This window comes from Streptomyces cirratus, from assembly GCF_014650775.1.
In the GTDB taxonomy this organism is placed as follows: Bacteria; Actinomycetota; Actinomycetes; order Streptomycetales; family Streptomycetaceae; genus Streptomyces; species Streptomyces cirratus.
On sequence record NZ_BMVP01000005.1, the window covers coordinates 109,689 to 125,546 of the forward strand.

The 15,858-nt window shown below is 71.0% G+C and carries 17 protein-coding genes; 9 read left to right on the forward strand and 8 right to left on the reverse strand.

The window, feature by feature from the left end:
* Nucleotides 1–437 precede the first annotated feature (437 nt).
* Together IE207_RS15780 and IE207_RS15785 are read left to right on the forward strand one after the other, a co-directional pair.
* Nucleotides 438–1,607 (forward strand): IS701 family transposase, encoded by a 1,170-nt coding sequence (locus IE207_RS15780; RefSeq protein WP_229873761.1) that lies wholly within the window; start codon nucleotides 438–440, stop codon nucleotides 1,605–1,607.
* 92 nt (nucleotides 1,608–1,699) lie between these two features.
* Nucleotides 1,700–2,998: a cation:proton antiporter gene (locus IE207_RS15785; RefSeq protein WP_190184839.1), complete on the forward strand. Its 1,299-nt coding sequence runs from the start codon at nucleotides 1,700–1,702 to the stop codon at nucleotides 2,996–2,998.
* An 8-nt stretch (nucleotides 2,999–3,006) separates the two neighbouring features.
* On the opposite strand, the gene IE207_RS15790 is transcribed toward IE207_RS15785, so the two are convergent.
* The 5 genes from IE207_RS15790 to IE207_RS15810 all read right to left on the reverse strand — a co-directional run bounded on the left by IE207_RS15790 (nucleotide 3,007) and on the right by IE207_RS15810 (nucleotide 7,798).
* Nucleotides 3,007–3,555 carry a toxin-antitoxin system, toxin component gene (locus IE207_RS15790; protein ID WP_190184840.1) on the reverse strand — a complete coding sequence of 183 codons (549 nt, stop codon included), beginning with the start codon at nucleotides 3,553–3,555 and terminating at the stop codon, nucleotides 3,007–3,009.
* Between the two features lie 33 nt (nucleotides 3,556–3,588).
* The gene (locus IE207_RS15795) at nucleotides 3,589–4,269 is read right to left on the reverse strand and encodes a hypothetical protein (RefSeq protein ID WP_190184841.1); all 681 of its coding nucleotides are present in this window, start codon (nucleotides 4,267–4,269) and stop codon (nucleotides 3,589–3,591) included.
* Nucleotides 4,270–4,403: 134 nt separating this feature from the next.
* Nucleotides 4,404–5,654 (reverse strand): MAB_1171c family putative transporter, encoded by a 1,251-nt coding sequence (locus IE207_RS15800; RefSeq protein WP_190184842.1) that lies wholly within the window; start codon nucleotides 5,652–5,654, stop codon nucleotides 4,404–4,406.
* Nucleotides 5,655–5,800: 146 nt separating this feature from the next.
* A complete protein-coding gene (locus IE207_RS15805; protein WP_190184843.1) occupies nucleotides 5,801–6,526 on the reverse strand; it encodes a hypothetical protein in 726 nt (241 codons plus the stop codon).
* A 306-nt stretch (nucleotides 6,527–6,832) separates the two neighbouring features.
* On the reverse strand, nucleotides 6,833–7,798 hold the full coding sequence (locus IE207_RS15810; protein ID WP_190184844.1) for a pirin family protein: 966 nt from the start codon (nucleotides 7,796–7,798) through the stop codon (nucleotides 6,833–6,835).
* A 107-nt stretch (nucleotides 7,799–7,905) separates the two neighbouring features.
* Between IE207_RS15810 and IE207_RS15815 the strand changes: the two genes are divergently transcribed.
* The 7 genes from IE207_RS15815 (at nucleotide 7,906) to IE207_RS15845 (ending at nucleotide 13,113) form a co-directional block, all read left to right on the forward strand.
* The gene (locus tag IE207_RS15815; protein ID WP_190184845.1) at nucleotides 7,906–8,307 is read left to right on the forward strand and encodes a tetratricopeptide repeat protein; all 402 of its coding nucleotides are present in this window, start codon (nucleotides 7,906–7,908) and stop codon (nucleotides 8,305–8,307) included.
* A 249-nt stretch (nucleotides 8,308–8,556) separates the two neighbouring features.
* Entirely contained in the window at nucleotides 8,557–9,789 is a 1,233-nt protein-coding gene (locus IE207_RS15820) for a methyltransferase (protein ID WP_190184846.1), read from the forward strand.
* 39 nt (nucleotides 9,790–9,828) lie between these two features.
* The gene (locus IE207_RS15825; RefSeq protein ID WP_229873762.1) at nucleotides 9,829–10,650 is read left to right on the forward strand and encodes a MerR family transcriptional regulator; all 822 of its coding nucleotides are present in this window, start codon (nucleotides 9,829–9,831) and stop codon (nucleotides 10,648–10,650) included.
* Between the two features lie 108 nt (nucleotides 10,651–10,758).
* On the forward strand, nucleotides 10,759–11,421 hold the full coding sequence (locus IE207_RS15830) for a DUF6230 family protein (RefSeq protein ID WP_229873763.1): 663 nt from the start codon (nucleotides 10,759–10,761) through the stop codon (nucleotides 11,419–11,421).
* Nucleotides 11,412–11,939, forward strand: a complete 528-nt coding sequence (locus IE207_RS15835) for a DUF6114 domain-containing protein (RefSeq protein WP_229873764.1) — start codon at nucleotides 11,412–11,414, stop codon at nucleotides 11,937–11,939. The genes IE207_RS15830 and IE207_RS15835 overlap by 10 nt, the downstream gene beginning before the upstream one ends.
* Entirely contained in the window at nucleotides 11,936–12,586 is a 651-nt protein-coding gene (locus IE207_RS15840; RefSeq protein ID WP_190184847.1) for a hypothetical protein, read from the forward strand. Before IE207_RS15835 ends, IE207_RS15840 begins: the two co-directional genes overlap by 4 nt.
* 200 nt (nucleotides 12,587–12,786) lie before the next feature.
* Complete coding sequence (locus IE207_RS15845; RefSeq protein ID WP_190184848.1) at nucleotides 12,787–13,113, forward strand: DUF2087 domain-containing protein; 327 nt, start codon at nucleotides 12,787–12,789, stop codon at nucleotides 13,111–13,113.
* Here IE207_RS15845 and IE207_RS15850 read toward each other — a convergent pair.
* The 3 genes from IE207_RS15850 to IE207_RS15860 form a co-directional block, all read right to left on the reverse strand.
* Nucleotides 13,086–13,847 carry a metallophosphoesterase gene (locus IE207_RS15850; RefSeq protein ID WP_229873765.1) on the reverse strand — a complete coding sequence of 254 codons (762 nt, stop codon included), beginning with the start codon at nucleotides 13,845–13,847 and terminating at the stop codon, nucleotides 13,086–13,088. The genes IE207_RS15845 and IE207_RS15850 overlap by 28 nt on opposite strands.
* A gap of 106 nt (nucleotides 13,848–13,953) precedes the next feature.
* Nucleotides 13,954–15,384, reverse strand: a complete 1,431-nt coding sequence (locus IE207_RS15855) for a dihydrolipoyl dehydrogenase family protein (protein ID WP_190184850.1) — start codon at nucleotides 15,382–15,384, stop codon at nucleotides 13,954–13,956.
* 42 nt (nucleotides 15,385–15,426) lie between these two features.
* Nucleotides 15,427–15,837, reverse strand: a complete 411-nt coding sequence (locus tag IE207_RS15860; RefSeq protein WP_190184851.1) for a thioredoxin family protein — start codon at nucleotides 15,835–15,837, stop codon at nucleotides 15,427–15,429.
* Nucleotides 15,838–15,858: the final 21 nt, after the last annotated feature.

Consider the following 15,858-nt stretch of genomic DNA (forward strand, 5'->3'; position numbering starts at 1 on the left):
CAGCGTAGCCATGGGCTGCCCGATACCGCTGACGGTTCAAAACGCCTCAAACTCATCGCCCGGACCCGAGTGAGCCTTCGAACCGCTTCCAGTCCACAAGAAGGAACCTAGACGGACACCCACAGGAAATCAACTACAGATGCGTCCTCTAAACCGTGGTTGATTACGGGGGTTTCAGCCACTAGGGTCTCGTTCCAGCGATCACCCAGCCCCACTTGAGACGCACCGGTAACGACCGGTCAAAGGTGCCTGCTCGACCAGCCGTCACTCCTCATCGCAGGCCGCGCAGCGGGGCTCGGCACCGCAGGCCGAGATGCCGGGCCGTCGCTCTCCGAAGAGCACGTCACCAGGCGGAAGCCCTCAGCACCGAGGCAGCGCAGCGAAACTGACCATTCTTTAGGGGGAAGAGCTTGAGCACCATCACGCACAGGAGTCATTTGCAGACTCGTCCATGGGCCCGTCTCGGCACCGGCGCCTGCGCCCCTCCGAGCGGTCACGTCCACGAGGCGGCGGAAGACCTGTGCGAAGCGGTCCTGAGCTCGCTGCGGCGCCGGGACCAGCGGGAGAAGGGACTGCAATACGTGCAGGGGCTGCTCGCGACGCCCGGCCGCAAGTCGATCCGCAATATCGCGCAGCAGATCGGAGGCTCCGCCACCGATCAGAGCCTGCACCACTTCATAGCGGGTTCCACCTGGGACTGGCGGCCGATCCGCATCGCACTGTCCCGGTATCTGGAGCAGTCCTGCCCGTTGACCGCGTGGGTGATCCAGCCGATGACCATCCCGAAGGGCGGCGAGCACTCCGTCGGCGTGGGGCGGCAGTACGACCCGCAGCGCCGGCAGATGTTCCGGGGGCAGCAAGCCTTCGGAATCTGGTTCACCTCCGCCCATGTCGTCACTCCGGTCGGATGGCGCCTCCACCTCCCGGACGAGGAGGCGAGTGACGGCTCCGGAGAGACGTACGAGGAGTGCGCGGTGACCGGCATCCTTGAGGCCGTACGACAAGTCGGACTGCCGCCCCGGCCGGTTCTGCTGGACATTCCCAGCATCGGCACCCGCTCCACGATGAACCGTTTCGCCGACGCGAAGCTCCCGGTGCTGGCCCGGATCAGCCCGGACACCCGGCTGCTGGTGACCGATCCGGCGCTGCCCGGCCACGGCGCGGGCGCCCTGGCCGCCTCGGAGGTGCTGCAGAAGGTACGAGCGCTGCGCACTCCCGCCGTATGGGCCGACCCGGCACACCCGGGGCGGCGCCGCGCCACGCTGGTGGCCGCCGTACGCGTGATGATGCCGGACCCCGCGCCCACGCGGCGTCGGCACCTGACCCTCCTCGGCGAATGGACCGACCCGCACCAACCGCCCTCGCAGCTGTGGGTGACCGACCTGTCCCAGCCCGCCCCGCCCAACCCGGTGGCGCTGCTGCGGCTGACGAAGCAGATGGGGAGGGTTTCGGCAACCTCCGCGAACAGCGTGCAGGAGGTGGGGCTGCGGGACTTCGCGGGGCGGTCGCTGTCCGGGTGGCACCGACACGTGACGATGGCCTCGGTGGCGCACGCGGCGCGCTGCCTGTCCGAAAGCGGCGTTTCGGCCGGGGCGGCCCTTGCCTAGCACCGCCGGGTAGCTCCCGGGTTCCGGCCCCGGCTCTTCCGAGCCGCCGCCTCCGGTGATATCCCGCCTGTGCCGCTGACCGCAGCCTCCCGGTGACCGCCGCCGTCCCCGCGGCCCCGGCCGACACCAGCGGTGTGCTGCTGGGCCTCGCGGTTCTCCTCGCCGTCGCCTACGTGTTCGGCAGGCTCGCCCAGCGGTCCCACCAGCCGGTCGTGATCGGGGAGATCGTCGCCGGTATCGCCCTGGGGCCCAGTCTGCTCGGGCTGTTGCCGGGCGACCTCTCCCAGCTGTTCTTTCCCCCCGCCGTCAGGCCGTTCCTGCAGATCGTCGCCCAACTCGGGCTGGTGCTCTTCATGTTCGGAGTGGGTTACCGGCTCGAGGCCTCGCACCTGCGGGGTGCCGGCCGTCAGGTCACGGCCGTTTCCCTGAGTTCGGTGACCCTGCCGTTCCTCCTGGGCATGGGCCTGGCGGTGGTCATCTCACCGTGGTTCATCGCCTCGGAAATGGACGGTGACAGTCTGCTGGAGCCGGCCCTCTTCCTGGGTGTCGCGATGTCCATCACCGCGTTCCCCGTACTGGCGCGGATCATCGACGAGCGCGGTCTGCACAAGAGCCGGCTCGGCTCGATCGCGCTCACCAGCGCGGCGGTCCAGGACTTCCTCGCATGGTGCGTGCTCGCCGTGATCGTCGCCCTCGTGCACTCCACCGGCTCGGTGTCGTTGGCGTGGATGGCCGTCGAGGCGGCAGCATTCGTACTCGGCCTGCTCTACGTCGTACGGCCCGCCCTGCGGTGGCTGCTGGCACCCGGGCGGCGCTGGGCGGGCGGTGCCGTCACCCATGCCGCGCTGGTCGTCGGTCTACTGATGTGCGCGTGGACGACCGAGAAGATCGGCCTGCACGCCGTGTTCGGCGCCTTCGCCTTCGGCGCGGTGGCCCCGCGCGAGCACATCGGCACTCTCGCTCCGGAGGTGCCAGAGCGCATCGACCAGACCAGCCTCTTCCTGCTGCCCGCCTTCTTCACCGTGACCGGGCTCTCGGTGAACCTTGGTGGTCTCGGCCGACAGGGCACGCTCATACTGCTGGCCGCGGTCGTGGTGGCGTGCGTGGGCAAGTTCGCGGGCGCGTTCGGCGCTGCCCTGCTCACCGGCGCATCGGCTCGTGAGTCGACCGCACTGGGTGTCCTCCTCAACGCGCGCGGCCTGACAGAACTGGTCATCCTCAATGTCGGCCTGTCCTTGAAGATCCTGGACTCCAGGTTGTTCACCGCCATGGTCTTCATGGCTGTGATCACCACCATCATGACGGGGCCCCTCTTGCAACGGCTCTATCCGCTGGAGGGGCCGGTGACGACGCGGGAGCGCATACCCGACCCGGTCGGCGCCCCGCGGTGAACCGGAGGTCAGCCCTCCAGTGATGCCCATATGCGTCCGGCCACCCCGGACGCGGGAGCCTTGCCGAGGCGCATCGCTTCCAAGGGCGAGCGGAACTTCGCGGCCAGCATGCGCCCGAACTTCTCCGCCCTCCGCTCTTCGTCGAGATTGAAATCGGTGCGGGCGGCGACGTGGGCGACGGCCTCGGCAAGGCCCCACCGGTCCCCGATCATGCGCGCCGCGACCTTCTTACCGGCGCCGCCGGCGTGCTGCCCGCAGGTTCCTTCCTTGCGGTGCCACAGTTCGTGCCCAACGATCACCATCTGGTGCAGCGACGAGGTGTTCTTCTCGACCGCGATCACCTCGAAGTCACCCATGTCGAGCCACAGGCCGCTGACGGTGTCGGGCGGGAACGGTTCGAGCATCAGGCGCACCTCGCGCTCGCCGGTCTGTGTCACGTAGGCACAGAGCGCCCGGAACAGCTCGACCGGAGTGGTCGGCGACGAACCGGCCACACCCGCGAAGAGCTCGTCGCGATGCTTCTTCATATATCGGTGCGTCCCCACCGTGGCCCCCATGCATCACATCCGTACCGACCCCGCGGGTGGGGTCTATTCGCCCCGGGCCTCCCGGGCCCGCTCCTCACGTGCCCGCCGGGCGACCGATTCGATCAGCGCGATGAGCGGCTGGGCCGTGTCGTCGGGCACCTCGGCCAGGGCGCGCGCCGCATAGCCGACCACTCCGAGTTCTGGGTCCAGGTCGGGTCCGGCGCCCCTGTCCTTCAGGCGCTGGAGGTCCTGGTCCTGGCGCTCGAAGGCCCGTTCCAAGAGCTCGTTGTGGATTTCGCGCAGGACCCGGTCCAGGGCCTCCGCGGGTTCGGCCACCAGAAACTCGATCCGCTCCCCGAAGAACTGCGCGATCCCCGCGGCGTGGTCCAGGTTCGGAGCCTTGCCCGTCTTGATCATTTTGTCGAGCCACTGAGGGCTCGTACCCGCCCCGGCCGCGATCTCCGCCAGCGAGTAGACGCGTCGCTGCCCGTCGGTGGAGGGGCGCAGCCGTGTGGCGCGCAGGAAGAGGATCCGGTCCAGCACCCGCCGGTGGCGCGCTTCCACCGCGTCCGCAACGCTCTCGGCGGCGGATGCCACCGGTTCGCCGCGCAGCAGCGCCTCCACTTCCGCCACGGGGAGGCCGGAAGCGTGGGACAGGCCTCCTTCGCCCTCGACCCTCAGCACTTCCCGGCGGTCATCGCCCAACCGCTTGAGGAGGGCCGTGATGCGCTGGAGCGTGCGCACAGGATCAGCGGCAGGCCTGTCACTCAACGCTTGCTCCCACGGACTCCGACGGCCTTGACGCTTCGAGCAGTGACCGTAGCCGCTCACGCAACGTAAGAGCAATGGCGAACGATCTACCCTCTCGGTGGGAGATCCTACGTGGGAGGCCGCCGTGCCCCTGACATAGGTACCGCGCCGCGGCGGTGCGACTGGCACCGGGGCTGCAGGGCCCGGGAGACGCGCACCATGAGGTCCCCGTACTCGGTCTCGGCCGAGCGCAGGGCGTGGGCGGCACGGCGGCTCTCCCCCTCGTCGGCGGGTGTGGAGCGTGCGCGGGCGTCAGCGGCCGCCCGCAGCATGGCGGCGAGGCCGGCCGCTACGGCGTCCGGCCGGCATGCACCCTTCTGAACCGCCTCGCGATGTGCCAGTTCACGTATGGCTTCGGCGCAGTAGGGGCGCAGTTGGAGCAGCCAGTCCTGAATGTTCGTCATGCGGTTGACCAGGCGCTGTTCGGGGTCCGCGTACCAGGGTGTGGTCAGTGCGAGGGAGTCCGTGCCGCTGGTGACGGACGGGCGCACGACCCGCATCAGTGGGGCGAGCGCGAGGTAGGTCCGCCCGGGCTTGACGAGGCGTTCGGTGAGCCAGGGGCCGAATACCGGAAGGAGGAAGCCAAGGGTGACGATCATGGCTCCGAGGGGGGCGTACTCGCAGACCAAGTCGTTGAGCACGTCCCAGTTCCGTCCGTTCCAGCGGGCGGCGATGGCGAGGAGTTTGAGGGATCCGGAGATGAAGTGCGACAGGAATCCGGCACCGAGCACGTAGAGGCTGGCCCGCAGCCACCCGTCGGCCGTCGCCGAGCCGTTCGTGCGTATCTCTTTGCGGATGTTGCGCGACCATCTCCAGCACACGACCGTGGCGCCGCCCGCGGCCACGACGTTCGAGGACAGGTAGAACACCAGCATCTCCCCGATGAAGGGGGCGTTGGCGTAGTAGGTGTCGAAGTCGGTCGGTCTCTCGTCCGGCACGTCACCCAGGACGAAGCAGACGATGACCGCCATGACGACGAGGCAGTGCCCCACGATCCAGACGCGGACCCGCCACCTGGTGTGGTGCCTTCCCGCCTTGTCCCCCCTCCAGTTCTCCATCAGCGCCAGACAAGTGCAGGCGTACGCGCACAGGATGCAGTGGACGAGCAGGGCCGAGAAATTGGAGACGCCGCTGAGCCGATTGACCACCGTCACCGTCGGCGGGGCGGCGAAGAAGAAGCCTGCGCAGTGCAGGAGGATCATAGCGTTGACGGTGCGGACCAGTGGGCTGCGCCAACCCCGGACCAGGGAAGGCAGCTTCACCAGCAGTACGGCGCCCAGCGCGGCTGTGGCTATGTAAAAGGTGACGCCTTGCTGCATGACCAGCCTTCCGATGGTGTCCGGACACGGCTGTCCACGCCGGCGAAACGGCGCCTCTTTCCGACCCTACGCACCGTTCCCCGCCCCGTGCGCCACCACGAGATCATGCCAGTGGGACGCGGTGTATCCGACGGCACGACACACCCTCAGTCCGCCGCCGTCTCCCCCGTCGCCACCGCCGTCGCGTCCGCGGCCTCGCGGGTCTCCCGCGCCCGGTCCGCACGGGCCCGGCGGGCGATCGATTCGATGAGGTCCACGATCGGCTTGGCCGTCTCGTCGGGCACGTCGGCCAGGCATCGGGCCGCGCTCCCGACGAGCCCCGGCTCGCACATCTTGTCAATGGCCGGTCCGGCTGTCCTGGACCTCCGCACTTCGGCGTGCTGTTCCTCGACGACCTGCTCCAGGAGGTCCGAGTGAATGTGCTGGAGTACGCGATCCAGAGCCTCGGCGGGCGAGTCCACAAGAAGTTCGATCTGCTCCCCGAAGAACCTGGCGATCCCGTCTGCGTGGTCGAGGTTCGGGGCCTTGCCGGTCTTGATCATCTTGTCGAGACACTGCGCGCTTGCGCCCGCCCCGGCCGCGATCTCCGCCAGCGTGCAGACGCGGCGCTGCCCGTCGGGCCGGCGTCGCGGGCGCGTGGCCCGCAGGAAGAGGATCCGCTCGACTACCCGCCGACAGCGGGCCTCCTCCGAATCCACCTCGTCGGCGACCGCACCGGACGGGGTCCGGTCGCCGCGCATCAGGGCTTCGACGTCCTGGGCCGGTAACCCGGACGCGTACGACAGCCCGCCCTCGCCCTCGACCCGCAGCACGTCGTCACGATCACGGCCGACCCGGTCGAGGAGGGCGACGATGCGTCGTACGGTGCTCACCGGGTCAGGAACCGATCTGTCACTCACCGCACACTCCTGAGGACTCCCGGGCACTGATCATCCGAGCGTGACCGTAACCGCTCCTCTACCCCAATAGCAACCAGAGATGACTACACATCAGCCAGGGTTGCGTCACAGGTCCGTTGGCCTGCCCTGCCCCGACGCTGCCGGCTCCACCCCGTTCGGCAGAGCTCAATCAGCAGGGGCCGCAAGGCGCTGCCGACCACGGTCGGACGACGGCATCTGGGCACGACCCCTGCCGAAGCCGGGCGCCACCACCGCACCCTCGTCCACATAAACCGCAGGTCAGCGCACCCGTCCGCGCGGCTTCAGGTGCGTCGGCGGGAGTTCGGGAGCCGGAATCGGCGGCCCGTCGTAGCCCTTGACCTCGCCGAATCGGGACCCGTTCATCCAGTCTTCTCGGGCCTGCGCAATGTCATCGTGGGACCGTCCGATCCAGTTCCAGAACATGACGATCTCCTCCTCGAACGGTTCGCCGCCCAGGAGCATCACGCTCGCGTCCGAGGAAGCGCGCAGGGGGAGTTCCGTGCGGCCGCAGCCGAGGTAGAGCATCGAGCCCGGGAGGAGGGGGACGCCGTCCACGTCTGTTTCGCCTGACATCGACAGGACCGCGTACTCGAAGTCCGGGTCCAGCGGCAGCCGGGCTTCGGTGCCCGCCGTCAGGGCGAGGTCGGCGCCCACGATGGGGGTGTAGGCGGTGCCGGGCGAGGTGGCCTTGTCCAGGGTGCCCAGGATGACCGTCGCGGTCAGGCCCGGAGACGTGACGCGGGGCAGGTCCGCATGGTGCTGGAAGTGCGGGGCCACATCGCGGTGGGCGTCCGGGAGCGCCACCCACAGCTGGGCGCCGTGCAGGAAGCGGGCGTGCGGACGCGGGCTCTCCTCGGAGTGACTGATGCCGCGGCCCGAGGTCATCAGGCCCAGCTCGCGCGGGCGGATCGTCGCGAGGCTGCCCTCGCTGTCGCGGTGCAGGACCTCCCCCTCGTGCAGCCAGCTCACGGTCTGCAGACCGGAGTGCGGGTGCGGCGCCACCTGCATGCCCGGCTCATCGGCGATGTCGTCGGGGCCGTAGTGGTCGACGAAGCACCAGGCCCCCACCATCCGGCGGCCCAGGTTCGGCAGCAGCCGGCGCACCTCGGTGGACTCCCCGAGCTTGACGGTACGCGGGCTGAGGAGCTCGCGTACCGGCTCGGCGACGACGAAACCGCGGCCGCCGCAGACGGAGAGGGCGGGCTGGCGATCGAGATTGCTCATACCGCACAACTTAGTACCGCCGGGGCCGCCGCGTTCCATGGAATGCGCGGGGGTCCCACCGGGTTGGAGGGACCGGACCCACCACCTGAACGGCGGAAGGAACGCACATGGACGCCAAGGAGGCTCGTCAGCCCCAGCAGACCCGGGACGCCGCCGTGGACGACGCGCAGGCGGCGTACTACGGGCACGGGACGGCCGCCGAGCGCTGGGCGCGGGGCAGCCTCTTCTTCGACGCGAAGGAGTACGCGACCGCGGCCCGCGTCCTGGCCACGCTGACCGCCGAGGCCCCCGAGCAGCTCGCGCCCCGGCTGCTGCTGGCCCGCGCCTACTACCACTCCGCCCAGCTCTCGCGCGCCGAGCAGGAGCTGCGCGCCATCCTGGAGCGGTGGCCCGTGGAGGACTACGCGCAGCTGATGCTCGGCCGCACCCTGGAGCGCCAGGGCCGCGCCGCCGAGGCGGCCCCGCACCTGCGGATCGCGGCCGCCATGGCGGGCGAGCTGCCCGCCTAGGGCGTGTTTCGAAAGTAGCGCCGGCCGCCCGAAGGGCGGGCCCCGCGGCGTCCGGTGCGTGCGATCGCAAGGCGGAGGGTCGCCCTCGTACCGGGCCGTACGCGGGCGATCCCGACAACGCGGCGAGCGTGCGTGCCGGGCGTCGCGGGGCAGGCGGGACTTTCGAAACGCGCCCTAGGCCGGGCCTGCGGCCCGCCCGGCCCCGTCCGTGCGGGGCCGGGCGGCCGTCTCGGATAGCCTGGGGCCAATATGAACCGTCTGACCACGCCCTTCGGCTCCTACGAGCTCACCCGCTTCCCGCAGGACCCGCGCGACCGGCTCCGCGCCTGGGACGCTGCCGACGAGTACCTCCTGCACCACCTCGAATCCGGGACCGGGGACCGCGGACCGGTGGAACTCGGCGGCGGTCGGCAGATCACCGTGCTCGGCGACCGCTGGGGGGCGCTGACGACCGCCCTGGCCGCCTTCCACCCGACGCAGATCACCGACTCCTCGCTGACCCGCTCGGCCACCATGGCCAACCTGGACCGGGCCGGGATCGGCACCGCCAAGGACACGGTGACCCTGCTGACCACGCAGGACGAGCCGCCCGCGCGGATCGACGTGCTCCTGGTCCGGGTGCCCAAGAGCCTGGCGCTGCTGGAGGACCAGCTCCACCGGCTGGCGCCCCGGCTGCACGCGGACAGCGTCGTGGTCGGCACCGGCATGGTCAAGGAGATCCACACCTCCACGCTGCGCCTCTTCGAGCGGATCCTGGGACCGACCAAGACCTCGCTCGCCGAGAAGAAGGCCCGGCTGATCTTCTGCACGCCCGCGAACGCGACCGGCGCGACGGGTACGCCCCCGGCAGCCAAGAGGGACGGCGCGTCCGCCGACCCCTGGCCGGTGACCTACACCGTCGACGCCGACGGCGGCTCCGGTGCCGGCCTGACCGTGGTCAACCACGCGGGCATCTTCTGCGCGGACCGGCTCGACGTCGGCACCCGCTTCTTCCTGCAGTCCATCCCCACCAACACCGACGGCGCCCGCGTCGTGGACCTCGGCTGCGGCAACGGCGTCATCGGCACGGCGGTCGCGGTCGCCGACCCCCGGGCGGAGGTCGTGTTCACCGACGAGTCCTACCAGGCGATCGCCTCGGCGAAGGCCACGTTCCGCGCCAACGTGACGCGTGACCGCGACCGGGCCGACTTCCTCGTCGGTGACGGCGTGGCCATGCTCGACCCCGGTTCCGTGGACCTCGTCCTGTGCAACCCGCCGTTCCACTCCCACCAGGCCACCACGGACGCGACCGCGCTGCGGATGTTCGCCCAGTCCCGCAAGGTGCTGCGACCCGGCGGCGAGCTGTGGGTGGTCGCCAACCGCCACATGGGCTACCACACCCACCTCAAGCGGCTCTTCGGCAACAGCGAAGTCACCGCCAGCGAACCCAAGTTCGTGGTGCTGCGGGCGGTCAAGCGGATGGAACGGGAACAGCGCCCGTAGAGCCCAAGTGACCTGCCGGTACGTCCTACACTCGGCCGCGTGGGCAGCCAGGGGGAACAGGACGGGCACGGCGACGGCGACGGCGACGGCCGCAACACCGCCGGGCGCTACCGCCGCGATGACGTGGCGCGGGCGGCAGGCGTCAAGGTGCGCAACCTGCGCTACTACCAGGAGCGCGGGCTGCTGCCGCCGCCCCGCCGGGAGGGCCGGGTCGCCTGGTACTCGGACGACCACCTGACGCGGCTGCGGCTGATCAGCGACCTGCTGGGGCGCGGCTACTCCGTCAACGGCATCGCCGAGCTGCTGGACGCGTGGGAGCAGGGCGGCGGACTGTCGCAACTCCTGGGCCTGGAGCGGGCGATGACCGGTGGCTGGGAGCAGGAGGAGCCGGTCACGATGACGACGGCCGAGCTGGGTGGCCTGTTCGGCCCGGCGGCGACGGCCGAGGACACCCGGCGGGCGGTGGAGCTGGGTTACGTACGGGTCGAGGGCGACCGGGTCACGCACCGCAGCCGGCGCCTGCTGGAGGCGACGCTGGCCCTGGTGCGTCAGGGCGTGCCGCTCGCGGAGATCCTGGACGCGGGGGACTTCGTACAGGACCAGGCGGCGGCGCTCGCCGACCGGTTCGTGGGGTTGTTCCGGCGGCACGTGATCGGTCCGGACGGGTTCGTCGGCGCGGACGGGGTGGAGCGGCTTTCGGCCACCCAGCTGGATCACATATCCGACGCGGCCGCGGCGCTGCGGCCGGTGGCCGGCGAGGTCGTGGCCGCCGAGTTCGCCCGCGCGATGGCCCGGCGGGTGGAGGCGGAGGTCGCCGAACTGCTACGTAGGGAGGCCGGGGAGCGGCGTACGGGGCAGTAGGACTCGGCCGAAAAGGTACGTTCGAGCAACCTTGCCAACCTCCATTGGCACTCTTACATTCAACTCGTCGGTAACAAAGGTGCACAGCCGAGATACAGGGACGATCTCATGGCAAGCTCACCGAACTTATCCGAACCACCCGGTACCGGGGACACCACCGGCGAGGACGACCGAAGGGGCACCGGAGGGGTCCGGTGGCGGCGTTTCGCCCTCCTGACCGTTCCCGCCGTGGCCGTGACCGCCGGCCTCGGCATCGCCCTCGCGCAAGGCGCGCTCGCCGCCTCCTTCGCCGTCTCCGGACAGCAGTTCAAGGTGTCGGCGAAGAGCCTGGAGGGCGAGGGCTTCGCCCAGTACGGCAGTGTCGACGTCAATGCCCGCGAAGACCTCATACCCGTGGCCGTCACCGCCATCAAGGAAGCCAAGCTCCACAGCCTGTGCCAGTCGGTGGTGACGACCCTCCCGCTCATCGGGGACATCTCGCTCAACCTCACCGCGGGCGGGAAGGAGCCCGTGGAGGCGAGCAACCTGTTCGTCGACGCCACCCAGCTCTCCGGTGACGCCGTGTTCAGCAACATCGAGATCGGCCGGGACGCGTCGACCCTCGACAAGGGGCCGGCCGAAGCGGTGGGCATGCAGGACCTGTTCGCCCAGCAGGCCGACACCGTCGCCATCAGCAATCTGCACCAGACCGCGTGGGCCACCAACGCGGGCACCTTCAAACTCTCCGGGCTGAGCATGGGAATCAGCAAGGGGAAGAAGGAATGCTTCTGAGCGCTCGCCGGAACGGTCGCCGCCCGTCATGGCGGGGGCAGGGCCGCCGGCCGTCGTGGCGGCGCTGGCGGCGCGGCAGACCCTTCTGGGGCGGGCTGGCCGCCATCGCGGCCGGGGCCTGGATCTGCGTCCTGCCGCTGGCCCCGTTGAAGATCATGCTCCAGCAAGGGGTGGCGGGCATCCCGTCCGTCCTGATGGGCATCGTCATGATCGTCCTCGGGCTGACGGCGTGGTTCGCCCCGCAGCAGCGCACCCTCGCCGGCGTCCTCACCACCCTCATCGCGACCGCCGCCCTGGTGCTGTCGAACCTCGGCGGCTTCCTGATCGGCACCCTGCTCGGCATTCTCGGCGGCGGCCTGATCTTCGCCTGGCAGCCGTACGCCACCCCGCGCGCCCCGGACGCCACCGGAGCCGCGGACCCCACCGCTTCCCGGGACCCCATAGCCGCCCGGGGCGCGGCAGCGGACCCCACCCGCTCCCCCACCCCGCTCCACGATTCCCAAGGAGTACAGCCATGAGCCGTACGCGCACCGCGTTCGCCCTCGCAATGGCCGCCGCCGCGGCACTGACCGTGGCGTCCACCTCCGCGACCGCCGCGCCGTTACCGATGGCCGGGTCGACCACCGTCACCCCGGCCGGGCACGCCTTCCGGGCCACCCTCAGCGGCAAGGCCACCCTCAAGGCCGGGTCGGTGACCGTCACCTGCACGGTCTCCGTCTCCACCGGTACCGTGCCGGCCGCCCCCGGCAACCACAACGCGGCCGGGGCGGTCTCCTCGCCGATCTCCCCTCCCACGTACAGCTCCTGCACGTCGAGCATGCCGGGCGTGACCCCGACGGTCACCACCAGCGGCGCCTGGTCGGTGTCGATGCAGAACGGCTCGCCCGTCACCGCGACCATGACGGTGCCGACGGGCGGCCTGGTCGTCCACACCACCGGCCTGGCCAGCTGTACGGTCACGGCCGCCCCGACGGCCCCGGCGAGCGTCGGCGGCACGTGGGCCAACGGCGCCCCCTCCAGCCTGACCTTCACCAACGCCTCGGTGCCGGTCACGGTCACCGGTGGGTTCGGCTGCCCGACGAGCGCGACGTCCTCCACCTTCAACGCCGTCTACAAGGTGGCCGACACCACCGACCCGGCGCAGCAGATCACCGTCGCTCCCTGAGCCCCGCGCGCACGGGCGGGCCCGCCGGTCCGGAGGACGTCCGGGCCGGCGGCCCTGCCGCCCGTCAGGTGACGAACCGTCAGCCGATCGGCACGCGCCGTCAATGGCACCCGCGCCGTCAAACGCGCCCGCACCGTCAAACGCACCCGCGCCGTCAATTGCGTTGCATGACCGGCGCCGGCCGGGCGAAGCTGCACGGCATGTCAGAGAGCACCGAAGCACCGCAGAGCACCAGGCCCGAGGACCAGGGCGCGGAGCCCCGCCGCCCGCGAGGCGTCCACGACCTCTTCTCCCACGGCCGCCTCACCGCCATTCCGCGCAAGGCGGCCCGGCGCGAGCAGTTGCTGGCCCACCTCAGCGAGACCCTTTTCGTTCCCGGGCGCGCATACACGGAGCCCGAGGTGAACGACGCGCTGCGCACCGTCCACGAGGACTGCTCGGCGCTGCGCCGGTACCTGATCACCTCGGGCCACCTCACCCGTGCCCGCGACGGCAGCAGCTATCGGCGGTCCACGACCACGCGGTAGTGGGTCGTCAGCCGCCCGTCCTCACCCAGTACGTGGAAGGCGACGACCGGCGGCTCGTCGAGGTGGACGTGCTCGTCGGGGCCGCTCTGCGCCTCCCACGGCAGCCGCGTCGTGGACACCACGCCCGGCGCCACCAGCAGCGGCCGGCCAGCGAACGTCGTGACGGCCCCGGTGTGGGCGTGGCCGCAGAGGAACGCCTTGAGGTGCGGGTGCCGCTCGGCGAGCGCCGCGAGCCGCTCCTCGCCGAACTGCCGGATGCCGTCCACGTACGGGATGTGCAGGGTGACGGGCGGGTGGTGGAAGGCCACCAGGACGGGCACCTCGCGCGGCGTGCCGGCCAGTACCCCGTCCAGCCACGCCAGCGTCGACTCCGCCAGGAAACCCGGGTGTTCACCGGGCACGGAGGAGTCGCACACCGCGAGTACGAAGCCGTCGCCGCGCACCACCTGGTCCACCGGCTCCGCGGTCGGCTCGGCTTCCCCGAGCAGGCCCTTGCGGAACGCGAGCCGCTCGTCGTGGTTGCCCGGACAGATCACGAGCGGGTGGCGCGACCGCAGCACCTTGCGGCCCTCGTCGTACTCCTCGGGGGCGCCGTGATCGGCGATGTCACCGCTCACGAGCACCGCGTCGAGGTCGTACGGGAGGCCGTCGAGGTACTCCATGACGGCGCGGGCGCGGTCGGTGGCACGCGCGCCGCCGTCGAAGTGGACATCGCTGAGGTGTGCGATCACCATCACGGCGCCGGCTCCTTCGTTTCGTCGGTGCCGCCATTCAACCGGCCCGTCCGGGCGCCTTCCAGGGCCAATCGATCACCTGCGGCCTGCGCCGCCACCTCGGCCGCTACCCTCGGTACGCCTCCAGAAGCCTGAGCCAGATCTCGCTGACGGTCGGGAACGCCGGGACCGCGTGCCACAGCCGGCTGATCGGCACCTCCCCCGCGACGGCGATGGTGGCCGCGTGCAGGAGTTCGGCCGCGCCCGGCCCGACGAAGGTGGCGCCGAGCAGCACTTCCCGGTCCAGGTCGACGACCATCCGGGCCCGGCCCGGGTAGGGGTCGGCGTACAGGCCGGCGCCCGATACCTTGCCGAGGTCGTAGTCGACGGCGCGGACCCGGTGGCCCGCCTTCTGCGCCTCGGCCAGGGACAGGCCCACCGCAGCGGCCTCGGGGTCGGTGAACACCGCCTGCGGGAGCGCCGCGGTATCGGCGGTCGCGGTGTGCGCGCCCCAGCGGCCGGTGTCGGCCGGCTCCTCGCCCGCCGCACGAGCGGCGATGACGGCGCCGGCGATCCGGGCCTGGTACTTGCCCTGGTGGGTGAGCAGTGCGCGGTGGTTGACGTCACCGACTGCGTAGAGCCAGTCGTGGCCGGGGACCCGGCAGCTGTCGTCGACACCGATCCAGTCGCCGGGGGTGAGGCCGACGGTGTCGAGCCCGATGTCGTCGGTGCGCGGCGCGCGGCCGGTCGCCATCAGCAGTTCGTCGCCCTCGACGGTCTCGCCGCCTTCCAGCACGACGGTGACGGGCCCGGTCGCCCCGTCCCGTACGACCGCCTCCACCGCAACGTCCGTACGGATCTCGGCGCCGGCCTCGCGCAACGCCTCGGCGACCAGTTCCCCGGCGAACGGTTCCATCCTCGGCAGCAGCCCCGAGCCCCGTACGAGCACGGTGACGCGGGTGCCGAGGGCCTGCCAGGCCGTCGCCATCTCGGCGGCGACCACCGAACCGCCGACGATCAGCAGCCGCTCCGGCGCCTGGCGGGCGGAGGTCGCCTCCCGGCTGGTCCACGGGCGCGCCCCGGCGATCCCGGGCAGTTCCGGGATCACGGCCCGCGTGCCCGTCGCGATCACCACGGCGTGGCGGGCCGTGAGGACGTGGTGATCGCCCTCGGGGCTGGTGACGGCCACCTTGCGGGTGCCGTAGAGGCGGCCGTGGCCCCGGTACAGGTGGGCGCCGATGGAGTCCAGCCAGTCGATCTGGCCGTCGTCCTTCCAGTTGCCGGTCCAGTAGTCGCGGTGCGCGAACACCGCCTCCGCGTCGAGGGCTCCCCCGACGGCTCCCGCCAGGCCGGGGACCCTGCGCGCATCGGCCCGGGCCAGCACCGGGCGCAGCAGCGCCTTGCTCGGGATGCAGGCCCAGTACGAGCACTCCCCGCCCACGAGCTCGCTCTCCACCAGCGCGGTGGTGAGTCCGGCCGCCCGGGTCCGGTCCACGATGTTCTCGCCGGCCGGGCCGCCGCCGAGCACCACTACGTCATATTCCACTGCTTCGGTCATGCGGCCAGTGTCGCCGCGGGCCGGGGGCGGCGGCGGGCAATTTCAGACCTCCGGCGTGCCGGAAGTGCCCTGGTCGCCGCCGGTTCCCCCCGGCTGGGGCGAGGAGGCGATCTTCGCCCGGACCTCGTCCATGTCCAGCGCGCGGGCCTGCTCGATGAGGTCGGTCAGCGTCGCCTCGGGCAGGGCGCCGGGCTGAGCGAAGATCGCCACCTGGTCCCGGACGATCATCAGCGTCGGGATCGAGGTGATCTCGAAGGCCCCGGCCAGCTCCTGCTGCGCCTCGGTGTCCACCTTGGCGAAGAGCAGATCCGGATTGGCCTCGGAAACCTTGTCGTAGACCGGTGCGAACTGCAGGCAGGGCCGGCACCAGCCCGCCCAGAAATCGATCAGCACGAAGGGGTTGTCGCTGATCGTCCGGTCGAAATTCTCTTTGGTGAGCTCGACTGTCGCCACGGTGTCCGAACCTCCTGTGAT

Coding starts and splice junctions, on each gene's coding strand:
- IE207_RS15800 (WP_190184842.1), bottom strand. CDS start 5,654: ATGCAGCAAGGCGTCACCTTTTACATAGCCACAGCCGCGCTGGGCGCC.
- IE207_RS15835 (WP_229873764.1), top strand. CDS start 11,412: ATGCTTCTGAGCGCTCGCCGGAACGGTCGCCGCCCGTCATGGCGGGGG.
- IE207_RS15845 (WP_190184848.1), top strand. CDS start 12,787: ATGTCAGAGAGCACCGAAGCACCGCAGAGCACCAGGCCCGAGGACCAG.
- IE207_RS15855 (WP_190184850.1), bottom strand. CDS start 15,384: ATGACCGAAGCAGTGGAATATGACGTAGTGGTGCTCGGCGGCGGCCCG.
- IE207_RS15830 (WP_229873763.1), top strand. CDS start 10,759: ATGGCAAGCTCACCGAACTTATCCGAACCACCCGGTACCGGGGACACC.
- IE207_RS15840 (WP_190184847.1), top strand. CDS start 11,936: ATGAGCCGTACGCGCACCGCGTTCGCCCTCGCAATGGCCGCCGCCGCG.
- IE207_RS15850 (WP_229873765.1), bottom strand. CDS start 13,847: ATGGTGATCGCACACCTCAGCGATGTCCACTTCGACGGCGGCGCGCGT.
- IE207_RS15820 (WP_190184846.1), top strand. CDS start 8,557: ATGAACCGTCTGACCACGCCCTTCGGCTCCTACGAGCTCACCCGCTTC.
- IE207_RS15790 (WP_190184840.1), bottom strand. CDS start 3,555: ATGGGGGCCACGGTGGGGACGCACCGATATATGAAGAAGCATCGCGAC.
- IE207_RS15810 (WP_190184844.1), bottom strand. CDS start 7,798: ATGAGCAATCTCGATCGCCAGCCCGCCCTCTCCGTCTGCGGCGGCCGC.
- IE207_RS15815 (WP_190184845.1), top strand. CDS start 7,906: ATGGACGCCAAGGAGGCTCGTCAGCCCCAGCAGACCCGGGACGCCGCC.